We start from the raw sequence: 19,181 nt of genomic DNA, 5'->3' as shown, positions 1-19,181 counted from the left end.
AACAATTAATTCCTGGACTTTCCCGATAATGCCTGGACCAGAGGCGTTGCCATCGGGAGAGTCCTTTTTTATTTTTAGCTATTCTGAGTGGGTACTTCCCATTATATTTTAAAAATCCAGCATCGGCTTTTTCTTAAAATCTACCTTCTGGTTAGAAAAAGATGGCTTTAATGGTACTGGTTCTAATCGGGCAGCTAAGCCAAACATGCTGGCTTTTTTGTGTAATAGCACCAGGAACAATACAAATAAGGTAAGGCTGATAAACTCCATTAGGACAAGTTTTAAAAAAGAAATTTAAAAATTTTAGAATAAACCGCTTAGCCGCAACAACAACAGGAACGCATGGGGGCGCAACCACCTACCGCGTAGTTAAAACCTGCTTTGTTTTTGGCAAAGGCCAAACGCAATGCAAGTAGCGGAGAAGCGGCTTTAATTTTTAAAGTTTTATACATTGTCTATAGAATTGATAGACAAATAAAGAAAAGCTTTTTTTTACATCCAAATTTTATTTTGATTTATTTTTAAAAAAAGAACTTTAGCTCTAAACACAACAATCTGTTATACGCCATAGCTTTGCTACCCACTTATTAGAACAAGGTACGGATCTGCGTTACTTCCAGGCTTTACTGGGGCATCGTAACAGCGAAACTACAGAGATATACCCCACGTTACTACTCATGCCCTGGATAAAATAGTTAGCCCCTTGGATAATCTGTAATTTTCTTATATATTAGCCAACCGATATAACATCATAAAAGGGCAAACAGGCACAAAATTTAAATTTGAAATAAGCCCTTTCGCCTCCGTACATAGTGCAGATAAGCGTAGGTTATGTTGTTTATCTAATAGTTGTGAGTTATAAAAACTATGAAGAAATGCCTTCTTACACTATTATATATTCAACTCTTAGCTGTAGCCTGTATTAGCCAAAAAAAGATTAAAAAGTATGACTTCTCACTAACAATTGGAAGCTGCTTTGAGTCTGACACTGTAGATGTAAGAATAAATGGGCAGGAAGTTGTAAGTAATGCAATTGTTCAGTCAGATTTTTCTACTGGTATTACGCAATTAACCATTTATCAAGATGATAAAGGTCTTTGGATTTTATATAAAAATAAGAGAACCAATCTGAATAAAATTGCCCCCATACAAATAGTTGATTTAGACATAAGGATAAATGGTATGCTGACCTCAAAGAAAATAGACTTAAGAAAGGGATGGAATCTTATGCTTGAAAATTGTTATGTTACCTCTAAAACAGGTCAGCCAGCAAGAACGGTAACTGTAAACCAGTACAAAAAAACCTTAGTACTTGAGTAACATTACATCTCACAACACAAGCTAAAGCACATTAAAACGTGCCTTAGCAGAAACGTTACATGCAATGTTAGACGCCGGCACAACTTCACGCCGACTGTTACTGCTTGCCAAAAAGACACTTTTCATTAAACGACACATACCATACAAACAACTAGTGCTAACTTTAGCGCAATGGAAGAATTGATTGCCTATATTTTACAGTTTGGCACCTTAAACAAACAGCAAATCGAGCTTATCACAAGCAAAGCAACAGCACTGGAACTTAAAAAAAACGAGTACTTTTCGGAAGCGGGCAAAATCCCAAAACAAGTTGGTTTTGTGGTGCAAGGTGTTCTTCGCATGTTCTCTTACGATAACAAGGGCGAAGAAATTACTACCTATTTTATTGACGAAAACCGGTTAGTTGTCGATTACGAGAATTTTGTAGCCTGCCTTGTATCTTCGGACTATTTGCAGGCCGTTACCGACTGTAAGTTTATTGTGTTTTCGAAGCAGGATTGGGAAGAACTTTACCAAACCATTATCGATTGGGATAAAATAGTAAACAAAGCCGTTCAAAAAGCATTTCAGATACACTTAGAACGAAGAACCGCCTTAGTTTCGAAAGATACGGTTACACGCTACTTGTCATTTTTAGAACAATTCCCCACCCTTGCCAATCGTGTTCCACAAGCGCATATTGCTTCTTACTTAGGCGTTACCAGATTTTCGTTAAGCCGGATAAGAAAAAATATTCGCTAATGCATTTGTTGCCAAATGGCAACCAGTATCGTTTTTAAACCGACCACCTTTGCCGTTCATTTTAACACAAGTATTATTATGAACATTTCATTAAAAGGACAGGTTGCCCTGGTAACAGGCGGGACAAAAGGAATTGGCAAAGCTATAGCCAGCAAATTAAGTAATGTCGGGGCGCAAGTAGTTGTTACTGCCCGCCATGAACCAAAAGACCAAACCAGTGAACATCATTTCATTACAGCAGATCTTGTGCAGCCCGAGGCTGCGGAAATTATTGCGAAAGAAATATTAGAAAAGTATGGCAGGATAGACATTATCGTCAATAATGCGGGTGCAAATCTAAGCCCTGGAGGTGGTTTCAGCTCACTTTCGGACGAACATTGGCATAACGATTGGCAAATCAATTTTTTATCTGTCGTTCGCATCAACAAAGCGTTACTTCCTTCCATGATTACACAAAAACACGGGGTAATCATCAACATCTCTACGGGCGCTGCTAAACAACCCATTTGGGAATTGACAATGTCGTATTCCTCAGCCAAGGCAGCATTAAATGTTTACAGCAAAGCATTGGCAAACGAAGTTGGCTCCAAAGAAATACGGGTAAACGTAGTTTCACCGGGAGTGGTAAAAACACCGCTCATGATGGAGTTTATCGAGGACATAGCAAAGTCTTCCAATACGTCGGTTGACGAGGCATTTAAAACAGTAATGAACAAAGTGGGGGTGCCATTAGGCAGAATGGCTGAACCCGAAGAAATTGCTAACCTGGTAGCATTTCTTGTTTCTTCGGAAGCAAAATATATTACTGGTACTAATTATTCTGTAGACGGGGGCGCGTTACCTATTGTTTGATAGTTGACAAACACCCAGCCTGTTAATCCAGGAGGCGCTCCCCACCCGCAATCGCTGCTGTAGAGCGCCTCTCACAGCGCTAACTCTACAGCAGCCAGGCCAGCCAAAAATAAAAGGCACCTATAAAGTTGTTCTTGATAAAGGATTCTCTAGTGCTGTTATTAATTCCGATTACTTGATAACTTTTAATAACTGTAAATCAAGGAAAGCTTATTAAAGTAAAATAAAAGATGTTTGCAGTAAATAATAGCTAAAATCATTACTGCATTAAGTAAACCGATAACCTACCCGCCTTCTGAATTTTAATCAATAAGTGCAATTCCGTGGCTTAATTTTCTAAATTGCTTTCCCGAAGCAGGTGGTAATAGGCTGGTGTATTGTGTACCGAAGAAGAAGCTTCGCGCCTACTTTTTTAAAAAATGATTGAGCTGAAACACGTTTCTAAAACTTACGGGCCGGTAAAAGCAGTGCAGGATATTTCGTTTACCGTGGACGAGGGCGAAACGCTTATTTTGTTGGGCACCAGCGGTTGCGGTAAAACCACGGTTCTGCGCATGTTAAATAAGTTAATTGAACCTACCACCGGGGCTATCTTTTTAAAAAATCAGCCGATAAGTGCTATTCCTGCCGAGCAATTGCGCCGCAGCATGGGTTACGTACTGCAGCATACTGGTTTGTTTCCGCATTATACCGTAGCCGAAAACATGGCCATTGTACCCCGCCAGCTGAAGTGGGATACCCACCGAATTAAAAGCCGGGCAGTTGAATTAATTGAGAAATTACACCTTTCCGAAGAACACCTGCACTTGTACCCCGACCAGCTCAGTGGAGGCCAGCAGCAACGCGTGGGAATTGCGCGGGCCTTAATGGCCGACCCACCGGTATTATTACTGGATGAACCCTTCGGCGCCCTCGACCCCATTACCCGCACCCACATCCGGCAAGAATTTCTACAACTCGACGAACTGAAGCGCAAAACCGTAATTATGGTTACCCACGACATTACCGAAGCGTTTGAACTCGGCGACCGCATTTGCCTGATGCAACAAGGCCAAATAGAACAACTAGGTACCCCCGAAGAGCTGATTTTTAATCCTCAAAGCAACTTTGTAGCTTCGTTTTTACAAGAACAGCAACTGCCTTTAGAGCTAAAAACCCTTACCCTCACCGAAATTGGTTTAACCGAAATTGGCCAATTACCCGCCAGCATGAGTATTTGGGAGGCACTTACTCATTTGCTACCCCCAAGCAAGGCTGTCACTCCCCTGCCCAACTCCAAGGTAACAGAAAACTCAGCGGAGGTTAGTCAAATAATGCAAGCCCTACATAACCACCGGAAAAGCTGATGGCCGCTGATACTCCTACTTTATTCTCGTTTATGCAGGAACAGTCCGGCAAATTGCTGGAACAAACCGTGACGCATACCGGACTCACATTTTTATCTTTGCTGCTGGCCGTAAGCATTGGTTTGCCCCTGGGCATTTTAATTGCAGATAAAAAGAAACTGGCCGGTTTGGTACTAGGCATGGCTGGCATGTTGCAAACCATACCCAGTATTGCCTTACTGGGTTTTCTTATTCCGGTGCTGGGTATTGGGGCAAAACCGGCCATTGCAGCTTTGTTTTTGTACGCCTTATTACCCATTATCCGCAACACGTACACGGGTATCACCGCCGTAGATGCCACCGTTAAAGATGCCGCTCAGGGTATGGGCATGACCAAATTTCAAATTTTATTACAAGTGGAGCTGCCTTTGGCTTGTCCGGTTATTCTGGCGGGTATCCGTACGGCTACGGTTATTAACGTGGGCGTGGCTACGCTGGCAGCTTACATTGCCGCTGGTGGGCTGGGCGAATTTATTTTTGGCGGCATTGCTTTAAACAATTCCAATATGATTCTGGCTGGCGCTTTACCCGCTGCAGGATTGGCGATTTTGTTTGATTTTTTACTCGGCCGTTTGCAAAATTTTAAATTTAGAAGTGTGAAGCGGATATTGGGTTTGCTTCCAATTGTTTTTGTACTCCTGGCCGCTTTTTACCTGGTTCCGCCCGCTTTTGGCACCCGCTTACTCGCCGGGTTTACCCCCGAATTTATGGGTCGGCAGGATGGTTTTTTAGGTTTGCAACAAAAATACGGGCTAAACATTCGTAACGTAGTTATTAGCGACGCGGTAATGTACCAGGCTGCTTTCGAGAAAGAGCTCGACGTAATCAGTGGCTACTCTACCGACGGCCGGTTAAAAGCTTTTGACCTGGTTATTCTGGAAGACGATAAAGCTATTTTCCCACCTTATTATGCCGCTCCTATTGTCCGGAATGCGGCTTTAAAACAATTTCCGGAATTGGCAGGCATTTTAAATAAGTTGGTCGGCCAGATTAATGATTCTATCATGACGGAATTAAACTACCGGGTAGATTATTTAAAACAAAGTCCGGAGCAGGTTGCCCTGGATTTTTTAAAATTTAAAAAATTATGGCAACCCGCCCGTCAGGGTAATAAAGGCACCATCCGGATAGGTTCTAAGATTTTCGGGGAACAATATATTTTGGCCAGCATGTACCGCCAACTCATTCAAGGATACTCCGATTACCAAGTAGAAACGAAAACTGGTTTGGGCGGCACTAAAATTTGCTTTGATGCCTTAACGAATAATCAGATTGATTTGTATCCGGAATATACCGGCACCGGTTTGCTGGTTATTTTACAGCCTACTCCTGCTCAATTAGAGCAACTTGGCACTAACAAAGAAAAGGTGTATAAGTTTGTGCAAACCGCCTTTCAAAAACAGTATCAGATTACCTGGTTGCCGCCCATTGGGTTTAATAATGCTTACGCTTTAATGATGCGGCGCGAGCAAACGCAGCGATTTGGGATTAAAAGCATTTCGGAATTAAAAGAATATTTAGATAAAGAATAATTTTAAAATTTGTTCTTTGATTGAGTATTACTTGGAGCCTTTTCAAGTCTCCAGGCACAGGTTCCATCTTGTTTGAACAGGCTGAGTTTGCCTCATGGCCGGCGGGCCTCGTTTGGCTCTTCCGCACTCGCCAGCTTTCCTTTCCTCGCTCCGCTGCGGAATGTGGCTATGCCACACCGGAACCCTGGCAGGTGCTCCACAGCCAAACTGGTGTCTTTATACTTAGCTACGGCTTTTACCTTTTTTAGAGTAGTAATACGAAATTGTTTGACTTCACTATCATTAAGTTATAGAAAATCGAATCAGAACTAAATGGTTTTTCCTTAAATTTTTGTCGTTAATTGCAACCCAAGAATTTAGTTTCATTACATATCTTATTTACTAGGTGCGTCCGAAAAGCCGCACCTAAAAAAGAATGACATCAGTTTGGCTGTGGTGGGCCTTCTAAGGTTGTGGTGCCGCAGGCATTCCGACGTAAGGAGGAAAACAAGCTTAGACAGCCCGGAAGAGCCAAACGAGGCCTGCCGGCCATGAGGCAGAACTTGTAGCCCGCAAGTTAGTTAGCACTGCAGTTTGGAGACTTGAAAAGGCTCCAAGTAAAAACAAGTAATACAAAAATTTAAAAAATCAACCTCTCACACCCACTTACTTAAAAACTGATTAAAGTTTTCTTTGTACTGGTCACTCACGGCAATGGTAATTTCGCCGATTTGCACGGTGTTGCGGGTAATGGCTTTAATCTTATCCAGGGCCACAATATACGACCGGTGAATGCGCATAAATCGTCCGGAAGGCAGTTTTTCTTCTAAGTTCTTCAGGCTGGTTAAAGATAACAAAGGCTTTGCTTCGTTTTGCAGATGCACCTTCACGTAATCTTTTAAACCCTCGATGTACAAAATATCTTTGTAAGCAATGCGCACCAATTGATACTCAATTTTTAAAAAAAGATACTCATCTTCGGGCACGAGGCTGGCCAATACCGGTTTAGGATCTGGTTGAATTAAATCAAAATACGCCTTGGCTTTAGTAGCGGCGCGCAAAAATTCTTCGTAATTAAAGGGCTTTACCAAATAATCCAAGGCATCTACGCGGTAACCTTCCAGGGCAAACTGGTTAAAAGCGGTGGTGAAAATTACCCGCGGACTTTTACCCTGACCTTTATCCAATACCCGGGCTAGTTCAATGCCGGTTAAATCAGGCATTTGAATATCCAGAAAAATCAAATCTACCGGCTGCGCATGCAAACCTTTTAAAGCCTCGATGGCGCTGGAATAACGGCCCACCAGGTTTAAAAAAGGCGTTTGTTGAATAAAAGCACAGACCAGGCCTAGAGCCAGCGGTTCATCGTCGACGGCAATACAAGTCAGCATCAGGTTAGTTGTAAGGTTAAGTTTACCTGGTATTCATTGGCGAGGGTATCTTCCTGGGTAACTAATTGATAATTGTTCGGGTACAGTAAATCCAGGCGTCGGCGAGTGTTTACCAGGCCAATCCCGTTGCTTTCTTCCAGCACCAGTTTTTTTTCATTTACGATGGTATTGGTTACTTGTACGTTTAATTCGGTGCCCTGCTGCTCTACTTTTATCAAAATCGAACAAGGCAAAACCGTACTCACACCGTGTTTAAACGCATTCTCTACGAAGGGCAACAACAGCATGGGGGCAATCATTAAATCATTAATCGGGTTAGGTTTTTGGAAAATTACTTTTACATTCTCGGTAAGTCGCAATTGCATTAGCTGGATGTAATCTTCAATAAACAACAATTCTTTACTGAGCAAGGTGGTGCCATGGGTAGTTTCGTAGAGCACGTAGCGCATCATGCGCGATAAGGTATGCAAAGCTTGCCGCGACGAATCAATGTTAATCATCGTGAGGGCGTAAATGTTGTTGAGCGTATTAAAAAAGAAATGCGGATTAATCTGCGCTTTTAAAAACGAAAGCTCCGTACTGGTTTTTTCTTGTTCGAGCAGTTGGCGTAACTGGGCATCTTTCTGCCACTTTTGCACGGTAGTAATGCTGGTACCAATGGCCAATACCACCACGGTAACAAAAAAGCTACCGATTAAAGAATACCACAGCGGTCCGTTCCCTTCGCGCCGGGGCCGCCCCGGATGTAAAGCCTGGTGCATGAGTTCGGGTAAGTTCAAGCTTATTTCTACCAGGTAAATAATAGCTACAACCCCAATAGCCGTACCAAGCGCAGCCAGCACAAACCAGCCTATTTTATTCGGAAGCAACAATTTTGGTACCCAAACCCAGGCATTTAAGTAAAAAGCGCCTAACCATAAACCAAACTGCACCGCTTGTTTTACCCACAATTGCACCGGCAGTTTAACTTCGGAGGTAAGCGGTTGAAACAACAACAGTAAAAAGGCTACCAGTAACCAGATTAAAACCTGGATTAGCAGGGAAATATTACGTCGGATTAGTAAAGCCATTCCGTTAAAGATACCATTATAAAAATAATTCTATTGTCAAAACTACAGATAATGCTACACACGCCTTAATGGCATCGACCGGCAACCCAATCACACCGACCAACGCGCGGTATTGATCTACAAACGGGTAATTTTTAAAATTTTTACGTTTCAGCCGGCATTGATAGACTTCTTTTTGGTTTTGGTCGGTGTTTTTGGGGCTTCTATCTATTCCTTTTTTTAATCTGAGTTTGCCACTATTGTTTTGTATCGTTCATCCGCACCAGTTGTTCCGGTTTAGTAACAAAACAATAACGCGGGCTAATTAAGCAAATACCTAAAGCAGTTAAAGTTTACATACGTCATGAAAAAATTAGTTTACTCTTTCTTTTTAATAATGGGGAGTAGTGTTTTTGCCCAGGCCCAGATACCGGGCGGCGCTCCCGCTGGTGGTCCGCCCGCCAGTAAACCCGAACTTATTACCGATGTACCTCGCGGCAATGCCAGTATCAGCGGCTCCATTATGGATTCTACCCAAAACAAAGCCGTGGAATTTGCTAACGTAGTGTTGTATAACAAAGCTACCAACAAAATTCTGGACGGGGTAATGGCCGACGATAAAGGTAAGTTTACCTTAAGCAAAATTGCACCCGGCGATTACAAATTGCAGATTTCCTTTATTGGCTACACCGACAAAGTAATTAACACCATCCAGATCCAGAAAGGCCAGGAATTAAACTTAGGCGCCATTAAGATCCGGCCCAGTGTGCAAACTTTAAAAGAAGTAACCATTACGGCTCAAAAAGCCATGATTGAGGAAAAAGTAGACCGCTTGGTGTACAACGCCGAAAAAGACATAGCCGCGAAAGGGGGCGATGCCAGCGACGTGCTTAAAAAAGTACCCATGCTCACCGTAGACTTAGATGGGAACGTATCGTTGCGGGGAAGCCAGAACATCCGGGTACTCATCAACAATAAGCCTTCTACCATTATGGCCAGCAGCGTGGCCGATGCCTTAAAGCAAATTCCGGCCGATATGATTAAAACCGTAGAAGTAATTACCTCACCATCGGCTAAGTACGACGCCGAAGGTTCCGGCGGTATTATTAACATCATCACCAAGAAAAATAACCTGGAAGGCTTAACCCTGAACATTGATTCGGGCGTGGGTAACCGTGCTTCTAACCTGGGGTTAAACGGCAGCTACCGCCGGGGCAAAATTGGGTTTAACCTGGGTGGTTTTGGCCGGGCGTTTTACAACAAAGCCGTTTCGGACTTAAACCAGAGTACTTTTTCTAACGGCACCGCTTTACGAACCAATCAATCCAGTAATGCTTTTGACAATGGCTTATTCGGGCAATATTCTTTGGGCTTTGACTACGACATTTCTAAAACGCAATCTTTAACGGCTGGTATCCGCTATGGGGTGCGCAACTTAACCCGCGACCAGGACATGACTACTAATTTATTCACGAACGATAACCTGACTTCTACCCTGTTCCGGAACGTGGATAATAAAGATTTATCGAATACCGTAGACGTGAACCTGGATTATCTGCGCACCTTTAAACCGCAGCAAGAATGGAGCATTTCTACGCAGTACAGCCGCAACAACCTGACCAATAACTTTGACGCGGATATATTAGATGGCAGCAACAGCGAAATTACCAACCGCGAGAAAAACCTGAACCACAACATTAACCAGGAAGTAACCCTGCAAACCGATTACACCAATCCTATTGGCAAAAACCAAATGGTAGAAGTAGGCGCCAAAACTATTTTCCGGAGTGTAACCAGCGATTATTCTTATTTGGTAGCAGGCTCCACTGGCGACTTTACCTTCGACCCGAACCGCCTGGCCGGTTCTCTGGATTACAACCAGAATGTGGGTGCGGGTTATTTATCGTACACCTATACAACCGCTAATAAGTATTCGGTAAAAGTAGGTGCCCGTTACGAGCATACCGCCATCGATGCCCAAACTCAGAATTACGGAGAATTAAATAAAGCTATTATAATACCCAATTACGGCAACCTGGTACCCAGCTTAAATATTTCAAAAACTTTAAAAAACGGTACTACTTTAAAAGCTGCTTACAACCGCCGCATTCAACGGCCGGGTTTGCAGCAGTTAAATCCGAATTTTAACACCGCCAACACCCAAAACATCACCATTGGTAATCCGAGTTTGCACCCTGAACTTACCGACAACTTTGAATTAGGCATTAGCACCAACATTAAAAAAGCTTACCTGAACGTGGCCGTATTTTCGCGCCTGACCGATAATGCTATTTCAAGAGTGATTATGCCGTACGATTCTATTACCGGCGCAGTAATTACAACTTACGAAAACATTGGCTCGCAGCGGGCTTACGGCACCAACTTTTTCGGAAACATCAACATTACCCCTACCTGGAGCGTGAATGGTGGCATCGACTTGTTTTACTCTTTCCTGGAAGGACAAACTGCTGGCCTGGATGGCACTTCCGTAACCGTGCGCAATTCCGGATTAAACACCAGTGGCCGTTTAATGACGCAAATTTCACTACCCAAGGGCTGGGGCATTCAAGGCTTTAGTTTCTTCCGGGGCTCAATGGTGCAGTTGCAGGGCACGCAAAGCGGTTTTAAAATGTACTCGCTGGGCGTAAAAAAAGATTTTGCCGATAAAAAAGGCAGCATTGGCATCGCCGCCGAAAACTTTGTTACGCGGGGCATGCTGATTAAATCAGAATCTACGTCGCCGCTGTTTAACCAGACCAGCAACATGCGTTTACTCAACCAAGGCGTGAAAGTAACTTTCAGTTATAAAATCGGCAAAATGAGCTTTGATGCACCGCGCCGCAAAACCCGCTCGGTAAGCAACGACGACGTGAAAGGCGGCGATGATAGCGGCAACAACGGCAGTGGCCAACAAGCGCCGCGAAAATAAACCTGATTCTAAATCCGGGAACTGTTTTATTAGTGGCGAATGGAAGGTTGAAAAATTTAAAAAAAGCAAAAGTTTAACTGACGTTACAAAATAAAATATCACCCACTTTTATTCGGGAAATCTGACTCTAGCCTGTAAATCCAAAAGCCAACCTGATAGCACTGGCTCCAGAAAATACAGGTGGGTTAGATTTTCCCGATGAAAGTCTCCTGGAAAAGTAAAAATTTAAAAAATCTTGCCCTCGAGTGTTCGTACGCTCCCAAAATTTAAAATGAATAGCTGCATTGGTACGATACCTAAAGGAAGGCAACATTTAAGTTTATTGCAGCAATCCAGATTATCAGGTTTTTAGATTACTAGTTTGTATATTTAATTTCCCAAGGTTCTCCAGCTTACGTTATATTTAGAAGCATGCCATTAGTAGAAACATCGCGGCGTAAATTTCTGGCTTTGGTAGCTACTACCTTACCAATTATCGGACTTTGGGCGTTTTATCCCAAAAGCAAACCCGTAACACTAGAGCCAACGCCGGCCTGCGATGACCACGACGAACCGACGCCCCCGCAAACCGAAGGTCCGTATTTTAAACCCCAGTCGCCGGAACGCAGCACTTTACTGGAAACTGGTGTTGCGGGCACTAAACTTATTTTAACTGGTCAGGTTTTAAATACCAATTGCCAACCCGTAGCCAAAGCCTTACTGGACTGGTGGCACGCCGATGATGCTGGCCAATACGATAACAACGGCTTTAAACTCCGGGGCCATCAGTATACCGATAAACAAGGTAATTTTCGTTTAGAAACCATTGTGCCGGGTTTGTATCCGGGTCGTACGCGGCATTTGCACGTGAAAGTTCAGGCTCCGGGTCAGACCGTTTTAACCACTCAACTCTACTTCCCGGGCGAAGCTAAAAACAACCGCGACGGCATTTTTAATCAGGCGCTGCTGATGAACATCAAGCTCACTCCGGATCAGCTAAAGGCCAATTTTAATTTTGTGCTAAGGGCTTAAAAACAAAGCTAATTTTTAAAAATCTGGAATTATTTACGTTTAAGCCTTGCAATTACCAGTAAAAACCTATATTAGATACTTTATTGATTTTAAACCGTTTAATTATAAATAATCCCTTTATGAGAAAGATTAAATTTTCTGTTTCGGCTTTAGCTTTTGCTTTGTTATTAGGCGGCACTTCTGGTTTTATCGCCCCAAAAAATCCGATTAAAAAAGATACAAAAGTAGCCGCCGTTACTACCCTGGAGGTTGACCCGGCCGCCAGTACTTTAGGTTGGTCTGCTAAAAAAGTAGGTGGCCAGCACAATGGCACCGTTAAAATTTCCAAAGGCAGCTTACAGGTAAACGGTAAAAAACTGGTGGGCGGTAGCTTTGTTATGGACATGACTTCCATTACCGACCTGGACATTACCAACGAAGAATTTAATAAAAAGCTAACCGGCCACTTAAAATCCGATGACTTTTTCTCCGTAGAAAAAAATCCGACTTCTACTTTTAAAATTACCAAAGTAGCGCCTATCTCGGGCGCGAAAGCCGGCGACCCAAATTATACCGTTACCGGCGATTTAACCATTAAAGGCATTACCAATCCGGTAACTTTCCCGGCCACGGTTAAAACCGACGGTGCCAACGCCGAAGCTACCGCCAAAATAGAAATCGACCGGATTAAATACGATATTAAATTCCGCTCTAGCATGTTGGGTACAGCCGCCGATAAAATTATTGATGATATATTTGTGATGGATGTAAAATTGGTAGCGGGTAAGTCTAAAACCGCCAAGTTGTAAACAAACAAGCTAGATTAAACAATAGCACGCACAGAAAGGAAAATTTTAAAAATTTCCTTTTTCGTGGCATGATAAAAAGGTTAGTTGGTTCGGTAATACCGGAGAACCAGCTAACCTTTTCTTATATTAAAGTAGTTTGTACCACCACCCCGGCTTCTAAGGTTTTTTGAATGGGGCAGCGAGACGAAATGTCTTTTAAGCGGGCAATTTGCTCCGCAGTAAGATCGCCGGTAAGTTGCAGCGTTTTACTGATTAAGGTGCGTTTATCGCCAGCGGCCAAAGCGCTTTCCGTAGTAGATAATGTTCGTTGTTCCAGAGTTACTTCGGCCCGTTCTAAAGGCCAGTTTTTGCGCTGGGCGTACATGTGCAGGGTAATTACGGTGCAAGAACCCAAGGCGCTCATAATATAATCCATGGGCGTAGGTCCGGTATCTTCGCCGGTTATTGCTCCTGATTCATCAATTAAATTAACCTGATTCCCCATTTTAACCGTGGCCACCATGCCGGAACTGCGATCTGCACTAACTACTACACCGCTCATTTTTAAAAATTTAAATTACAACGGTTTTAGTACGGACTTTCGGGTTACAAGTTCTTGCAAGGTAAGTTGATGACAGTATTATGCCTAGACGGCTTTTGTGCTTTTTGGGAGACTGTTATGGGTAGAGTTCACGCAAGTGGTCTCTACCCATTTTATGTACTGCCAATCTCTGAGTAGCGTAACTCAAATATCTAGTAAACGCCAATCAGAGATTGGCTATCCGGAAAGCATTTAGAGCGCTGCGCTAACTCTAAGCGCAACTAGATGCAGCTATAGTTTGCTTTTAGAAAAACGGCTATACTCCAAGTTATAACCGTAGACTATCGACCATGGACTATCGACTATTTTAATTCCGCACGGCAATCATTAAGCTGAGTTCTTTATAGCGCATGTTAAATTTCTTGGCGATCATGGCGTTGGTGAGGCTGCCTTTGTAGATGTATACGCCGCTGCGGTAGTATTCGTGGGTAAAAAGCGTTTCGTTTACGCCCCCATATTTTGAAATTTCGATGAAAATGGGAGTAAAAATATTACTTAAGGCATTAGTGGCGGTGCGGGGTACCCGCGAGGCAATGTTCGGGACGCAGTAGTGAATAATATCGTATTTCCGGAAAATAGGTCGGGTGTGGGTGGTTAATTCAGAAGTTTCGAAACAACCACCCTGGTCGATACACACGTCAATAATAATTGAGCCCGGAATCATTTGCGACACCACCGATTCGCTGATAATGAGCGAAGGGCGGCCATCTTTCACGGAAAAAGCGCCAATCACCACATCGGCCTGCTTCAAAGCATTGTTTAGGATTACGCCGTCCAGGGTAGAAGTAAATAAATGGGCCCCGATGTTTTGCTTTAAGCGCCGCAGTTTATAAATATGATCGTCGAAAACTTTTACATCGGCACCCAAGCCCAACGAAGCCCGGGTAGCATATTCGGCCACGGTACCAGCGCCCAGAATCACCACCTGAGTGGGCGGTACGCCGGTAATACCACCCAGAATTACGCCTTTGCCATCGTTGCTGGAGCTTAAATATTCGGCGGCTACCTGCATCACGGTGCTGCCGGCAATTTCGCTCATGGCTCGTACTACGGGCCGGGTATCGGATTTATCTTTTAAAAATTCAAAAGCAATGGCGTTAATTTTTTTGCGGCACAAAGCATTGATGTATTCCCCCGTCAGGTTGCCTTGCTGCAATGCCGAGATTAAGGTTTGGCCCGGCCGGAAAGATTCAATTTCGTCGTAGGTAGGTGGAGCAATTTTTAAAATTATGTCGGCTTCGTAGATTTCGCTGGTGGCGTATACTACCCGGGCTCCGGCTTCCGAAAACTCGTGATCGGAATATTTAGAAGGACTGCCGGCTCCGCTTTCCACCCAGATTTCATGACCTTGGTCCGTTAACTGCCGCACGGCTTCCGGGGTAAGCCCCAGGCGATTTTCCTGTAACGAGGTTTCTTTGGGTAAACCAATAAATAACCGCTTGCGCTTGGTTTCTACCGCCAGCATCGATTCTTTCGGATAAAGCGCCCGACTGGCGGCATTTATAGCTTCAAAACCCGAAGGAATATGTTCCATCATAATAGATTAGTGTTTCAACGTAATAGTACGCGCCTCCCCGGCACCAACTTCCAAATTTACGAGCAAATACGTTTCCGGCAATAACGATTTTATCCGAGAGGGCCATTCTATCAAACATAAGTTACCAGAATCCAAATAATCCAGTGCTCCCATCTCCATGGCTTCCTCTTCGCTGTTGATCCGGTAAAAATCAAAGTGGTACAACCGCTCTCCTGTATCTGTTTCGTACTCATTTACCAGGCTGTAGGTAGGGCTGCTTACAGCATCGGTTACACCTTTTACTTCGCAGATGGCTTTAATAAAAGTAGTTTTACCTGCGGCCATATCTCCTTCGAACAACCAGATTTTCTGATCCGCGGCAAACCGGATAAGTTCAGCCGCGGCCCAGGGTAAATCGTCTTTAGCGTTTACGTGCAACACGTAACTATCCGTTTCTTGGTTAAGCATTTTTCGGCGAAAGGGTCACGAACGGAATAATTACTTCTTCCAGCGATACGCCGCCGTGCTGAAACGTGTCCTTGTAATAATTTACGTAGTAATTAAAGTTATTGGGGTAAGCAAAAAAGTAATCTTCCAGGGCAAATACGTAAGCCGTAGAAATGTTTTCTTTCGGCAAAAAGATGCGTTCCGGTTTGCGCACTACGTACACGTCTTTATCGGTAAAGCCCAGGTTCTTGCCGTGTTTGTAGCGCAAGTTGGTATTGGTATTGCGGTCGCCGATAATTTTAAATGGCCGTTTGCAGCGGATGGTGCCGTGGTCGGTGGTAATAATGAGTTTGCCTTTTTTATCCGCAATCATTTTTAAAGTTTCGAACAAAGGCGAGTGCAAAAACCACGAGCGGGTAAGCGAGCGGTACGCCGATTCGTCGGGAGCCAGTTCGCGTACCATGGTGCTGTCGGTGCGGGCATGCGATAGCATATCCACGAAATTGTACACGATAACGTTGAGTTTATTTTTATCCAGATTACTAAACTTACTCACCAGGTCTTTGCCCGCCTGAATGTTGGTAATTTTGTTATAGCTAAACTTGTCCTGGATGCGGTTCTGCTGAAATAAAATTTCTAAAAATTGCGGTTCCTGCAAGTTTTTGCCTTCTTCATCGTCGTCGTTTACCCACAAGTTCGGGTATTTTTTCTGAATTTCGGAAGGCATCATGCCGGCAAATATAGAATTACGCGCGTAAGCGGTGGTAGTGGGCAAAATGGAGTAATACATTTCTTCGTTGTCCACGGTAAAATAATCCGCAATAATCGGTTCCAGTACTTTCCACTGGTCGTAGCGCAAATTATCAATCAACACAAAATACACGTTCTGCTGACTTTCTTTCAGCATCGGGAAAACGCGCTCTTTAAAAATTTCATGCGACATGAGTGGGCGTTCGTCGGCTTCGTCGTTAATCCATTCTTCGTAATTATCAATTACAAACTTGGCGAAGTTAGAATTGGCCTCGTCTTTTTGCATACTAATTACGTCGGCCATGCTTTTGCCTTCGGTCTCGTCAATCTCTAATTCCCAACGTACCAGTTTTTTATAATTTTCGGCCCATTCTTCGTGGCTCAAACGCTCGCCGAAAGCCATGCCCAAGGTACGGAAATCGCGCTGGTAGCTGCTGTTGGTTTTTTCGGAAACCAGTCGTTTGTTATCGAGTATTTTTTTAACCGACAATAAAATTTGATTTGGGTTCAGCGGTTTAATGAGGTAATCGGCAATTTTGGCCCCGATGGCCTCTTCCATAATATGCTCTTCTTCGCTTTTGGTAATCATTACCACCGGAATAGTGGGTTTCAGGGCTTTTATTTCCGAGAGCGTTTCCAGGCCAGAAATACCGGGCATGTTTTCGTCCAGAAAAACCACATCGTAATTATTTTCGGAACATTTTTCAATGGCATCAGCCCCGCTGGGAACGGGCGTAATGTCGTAGCCTTTATCTTCCAGGAAAAGAATGTGTGGCTTCAGTAAGTCTATTTCGTCATCGGCCCATAAAATATTATATCTTTGCATAGTTTTATTTTTAAAACAATCGTGCTTTTTACTGGTTAATGCGATTGTTGGTTTTTCACAAGAAGCATTCGTTGCTTCTATTAATAAACAGCGAATACGAATAAACGGTTATTATTTCTGTAAAGTAAGACGAATTTTACGCTTCACTTTTTTAAAATTGCCGGCAACCAACTGAACCGCCCTATTCCCTTGAATAAGAAAAAAATTTTTAATGACCCAGTATACGGATTTATTACTGTTCCGTCGGAGCTTTTATTTGATATTATTGAACATCCGTACTTTCAGCGGCTGCGGCGCATTAAACAACTTGGCTTAACCGACTTTGTTTATCCGGGAGCTTTACATACGCGTTTCCATCATGCAATAGGCGCCATGCACCTCATGAACAATGCGTTACAAACTTTAAGCAGCAAAAATAACGAAATTTCGGAGAAAGAATGCGAAGCTTCGCTGATTGCTATTTTGCTGCATGATATCGGCCACGGTCCGTTTTCGCATGCGCTGGAAACTTCTATTTTTAAAAATGTATCGCACGAACAATTGTCGGTGCACATCATGCACCAGTTAAACGAAGTGTTCGACGGAAGATTGAGTTTGGCCATTAATATTTTCAACAACAGTTACCCGCGCCGCTTTTTTCACCAGTTAGTTTCGAGCCAGCTCGATGTAGACCGTCTGGATTATTTGAACCGCGATTCGTTTTATACCGGCGTGCTGGAAGGTAAAATTGGCGCCGACCGCATTATTAAAATGCTGAACGTACACGAAGATAAGCTGGTAGTGGAAGAAAAAGCGATTTACTCCATCGAGAATTTTCTGGTGAGCCGGCGGCTGATGTACTGGCAGGTGTATTTGCACAAAACCGTATTAAGCGCCGAACACATGCTTATTAAACTAGTGCAGCGGGCCCGTTTCTTGTTACAATCCGGGGTGGATGTGCCGGCAAGTGCCGCCCTGCATTTTTTTCTGGCCGAGAATATTATGCTGGCCGATTTTGAAGCCGAAAACACTATTTTAAAAAAATTTACTTCCCTGGACGATTACGACATCTGGCAAGGCATTAAAACCTGGTGTGCCCACTCGGATAAAATACTAGCTTTTCTGGCGACCAGTCTGCTCGAACGTAAATTATTTAAAATTTTAATTTCTAGTAAACCTTTCGACGAAGACATGCTGCTGGGGATTGCCGAACTGGTACAAGAGCAATTTCGGGTAAATGAGTTTGAAGTACCGTACCTAATGATTTCGGGAAAAATCAGCAACAACGCTTACGAAGGCCACGGCAAATCCATTGATGTGCTTACTAAACTGGGCCACGTAGTAGACGTAGCCGACGCCTCGGATTTACCGAACATTCATGCTTTAAGCACTACTGTAGAAAAGTACTACGTGTGCTACCCGAAGGAAATTGCATTATATTAAATTTTAAAAAATAAACTTTACAGCCTTTGCACCTACTTTATTCAACCTGGTAAAGTTCTATCTGGTACCAAGGCATGCTATTACCTGCTTCTTCATTTACAGCTACATCAGCGGTAAAGATGCTGTTTACTTTTAAACCGGGCAATGCAGGTTGCAGGTTTGGTAGTAACTGGGCAGTAGGCTTGAGAGAATATTTAAAATAAGCATTTATCTCCTGATTTACCGCAAGAGGTTGATTGAACGATTGTCCGTAATCTACAATTTTTAAAATTTTTACTTTTGCCCGGCAAGGCGCTTGGGCACAGATCCCGGTAGCTTCTGCTTCGGGTTGCGGCGAAATAGCCGTTACCATACCCTGTATACGGCAATGCCCCGGGGCAATTTCCGAAGTTGCTTTTTGCTGTTGTTCGGGTAAAGGTTTCGCATCTTTTTCAAAGGCTGCGGTGGTTGCGGCAGCCGTGCTTGTTTGCTTACCGCTATAACGGTCCGTCGTGGATTTACAACTTAATAAACCAAAGCAAAGCCCAAAACTTCCGATTTTTATTAGCGTTATTCTTTTCATCGGCCACTTTCTTCTTTTATGCAGGTTATTAACAACCCCAACCACTACCTACGTTACTTGATTTTTTAAATTTTAGTAATTTACCAACTGCACCGGAATTA

General features: G+C 43.4%; 18 protein-coding genes and 1 pseudogene. 10 read left to right on the top strand and 9 right to left on the bottom strand.

Annotated features, from left to right (window positions below):
- Positions 1-108 precede the first annotated feature (108 nt).
- Positions 109-270: a hypothetical protein gene (locus HUW51_RS11595; protein ID WP_185274188.1), complete on the bottom strand. Its 162-nt coding sequence runs from the start codon at positions 268-270 to the stop codon at positions 109-111.
- Between the two features lie 47 nt (positions 271-317).
- Entirely contained in the window at positions 318-452 is a 135-nt protein-coding gene (locus HUW51_RS24755; RefSeq protein ID WP_262891330.1) for a hypothetical protein, read from the bottom strand.
- A gap of 108 nt (positions 453-560) precedes the next feature.
- Between HUW51_RS24755 and HUW51_RS11590 the strand changes: the two are divergent.
- The 6 genes and pseudogenes from HUW51_RS11590 to HUW51_RS11565 all read left to right on the top strand — a co-directional run.
- Positions 561-718 (top strand): annotated as a pseudogene (locus tag HUW51_RS11590) (tyrosine-type recombinase/integrase); the annotation flags it as partial.
- 149 nt (positions 719-867) lie between these two features.
- On the top strand, positions 868-1,320 hold the full coding sequence (locus HUW51_RS11585; protein WP_185274187.1) for a hypothetical protein: 453 nt from the start codon (positions 868-870) through the stop codon (positions 1,318-1,320).
- Between the two features lie 171 nt (positions 1,321-1,491).
- Complete coding sequence (locus tag HUW51_RS11580; RefSeq protein WP_185274186.1) at positions 1,492-2,061, top strand: Crp/Fnr family transcriptional regulator; 570 nt, start codon at positions 1,492-1,494, stop codon at positions 2,059-2,061.
- 15 nt (positions 2,062-2,076) lie between these two features.
- A complete protein-coding gene (locus HUW51_RS11575) occupies positions 2,077-2,913 on the top strand; it encodes an SDR family oxidoreductase (RefSeq protein WP_228467009.1) in 837 nt (278 codons plus the stop codon).
- A 419-nt stretch (positions 2,914-3,332) separates the two neighbouring features.
- Entirely contained in the window at positions 3,333-4,259 is a 927-nt protein-coding gene (locus tag HUW51_RS11570; RefSeq protein WP_185274185.1) for an ABC transporter ATP-binding protein, read from the top strand.
- Positions 4,259-5,830, top strand: a complete 1,572-nt coding sequence (locus HUW51_RS11565) for an ABC transporter permease/substrate-binding protein (protein ID WP_185274184.1) — start codon at positions 4,259-4,261, stop codon at positions 5,828-5,830. Before HUW51_RS11570 ends, HUW51_RS11565 begins: the two co-directional genes overlap by 1 nt.
- A gap of 635 nt (positions 5,831-6,465) precedes the next feature.
- On the opposite strand, the gene HUW51_RS11560 is transcribed toward HUW51_RS11565, so the two are convergent.
- Both HUW51_RS11560 and HUW51_RS11555 read right to left on the bottom strand, forming a co-directional pair.
- A complete protein-coding gene (locus HUW51_RS11560; RefSeq protein WP_185274506.1) occupies positions 6,466-7,203 on the bottom strand; it encodes a LytR/AlgR family response regulator transcription factor in 738 nt (245 codons plus the stop codon).
- Positions 7,200-8,270, bottom strand: a complete 1,071-nt coding sequence (locus HUW51_RS11555; protein WP_185274183.1) for a sensor histidine kinase — start codon at positions 8,268-8,270, stop codon at positions 7,200-7,202. The genes HUW51_RS11560 and HUW51_RS11555 overlap by 4 nt, the downstream gene beginning before the upstream one ends.
- A gap of 343 nt (positions 8,271-8,613) precedes the next feature.
- On the opposite strand from HUW51_RS11555, the gene HUW51_RS11550 reads away from it, so the two are divergent.
- From HUW51_RS11550 to HUW51_RS11540, 3 genes are all read left to right on the top strand, one after another.
- The gene (locus HUW51_RS11550) at positions 8,614-11,178 is read left to right on the top strand and encodes a TonB-dependent receptor domain-containing protein (RefSeq protein WP_185274182.1); all 2,565 of its coding nucleotides are present in this window, start codon (positions 8,614-8,616) and stop codon (positions 11,176-11,178) included.
- Between the two features lie 411 nt (positions 11,179-11,589).
- Positions 11,590-12,189, top strand: a complete 600-nt coding sequence (locus HUW51_RS11545) for a dioxygenase family protein (RefSeq protein WP_185274181.1) — start codon at positions 11,590-11,592, stop codon at positions 12,187-12,189.
- A gap of 119 nt (positions 12,190-12,308) precedes the next feature.
- Positions 12,309-12,977, top strand: coding sequence for a YceI family protein (locus HUW51_RS11540; protein ID WP_185274180.1), 669 nt, complete (start codon positions 12,309-12,311; stop codon positions 12,975-12,977).
- A gap of 121 nt (positions 12,978-13,098) precedes the next feature.
- Here the strand turns inward: HUW51_RS11540 and HUW51_RS11535 are convergent, their stop codons facing one another.
- The 4 genes from HUW51_RS11535 to porX all read right to left on the bottom strand — a co-directional run bounded on the left by HUW51_RS11535 (position 13,099) and on the right by porX (position 17,096).
- Positions 13,099-13,518, bottom strand: coding sequence for an OsmC family protein (locus HUW51_RS11535; protein ID WP_185274179.1), 420 nt, complete (start codon positions 13,516-13,518; stop codon positions 13,099-13,101).
- Positions 13,519-13,864: 346 nt separating this feature from the next.
- A complete protein-coding gene (locus tag HUW51_RS11530) occupies positions 13,865-15,094 on the bottom strand; it encodes an alanine dehydrogenase (protein WP_185274178.1) in 1,230 nt (409 codons plus the stop codon).
- A 6-nt stretch (positions 15,095-15,100) separates the two neighbouring features.
- Complete coding sequence (gene tsaE, locus HUW51_RS11525) at positions 15,101-15,541, bottom strand: tRNA (adenosine(37)-N6)-threonylcarbamoyltransferase complex ATPase subunit type 1 TsaE (RefSeq protein WP_185274177.1); 441 nt, start codon at positions 15,539-15,541, stop codon at positions 15,101-15,103.
- Positions 15,534-17,096 (bottom strand): T9SS response regulator signal transducer PorX, encoded by a 1,563-nt coding sequence (gene porX / locus HUW51_RS11520; protein WP_185274176.1) that lies wholly within the window; start codon positions 17,094-17,096, stop codon positions 15,534-15,536. Before porX ends, tsaE begins: the two co-directional genes overlap by 8 nt.
- A gap of 189 nt (positions 17,097-17,285) precedes the next feature.
- Here porX and HUW51_RS11515 point away from each other — a divergent pair, with 189 nt between their 5' ends.
- A complete protein-coding gene (locus tag HUW51_RS11515; protein ID WP_185274175.1) occupies positions 17,286-18,518 on the top strand; it encodes an HD domain-containing protein in 1,233 nt (410 codons plus the stop codon).
- A gap of 37 nt (positions 18,519-18,555) precedes the next feature.
- Here the strand turns inward: HUW51_RS11515 and HUW51_RS11510 are convergent, their stop codons facing one another.
- Positions 18,556-19,080, bottom strand: coding sequence for a hypothetical protein (locus tag HUW51_RS11510; RefSeq protein WP_185274174.1), 525 nt, complete (start codon positions 19,078-19,080; stop codon positions 18,556-18,558).
- Positions 19,081-19,181: the final 101 nt, after the last annotated feature.

Source organism: Adhaeribacter swui (assembly GCF_014217805.1).
GTDB classification, from domain to species: Bacteria; Bacteroidota; Bacteroidia; order Cytophagales; family Hymenobacteraceae; genus Adhaeribacter; species Adhaeribacter swui.
Note: the sequence above shows the minus strand (reverse complement) of the source record. Positions and strands in the feature narration are given on the sequence as shown.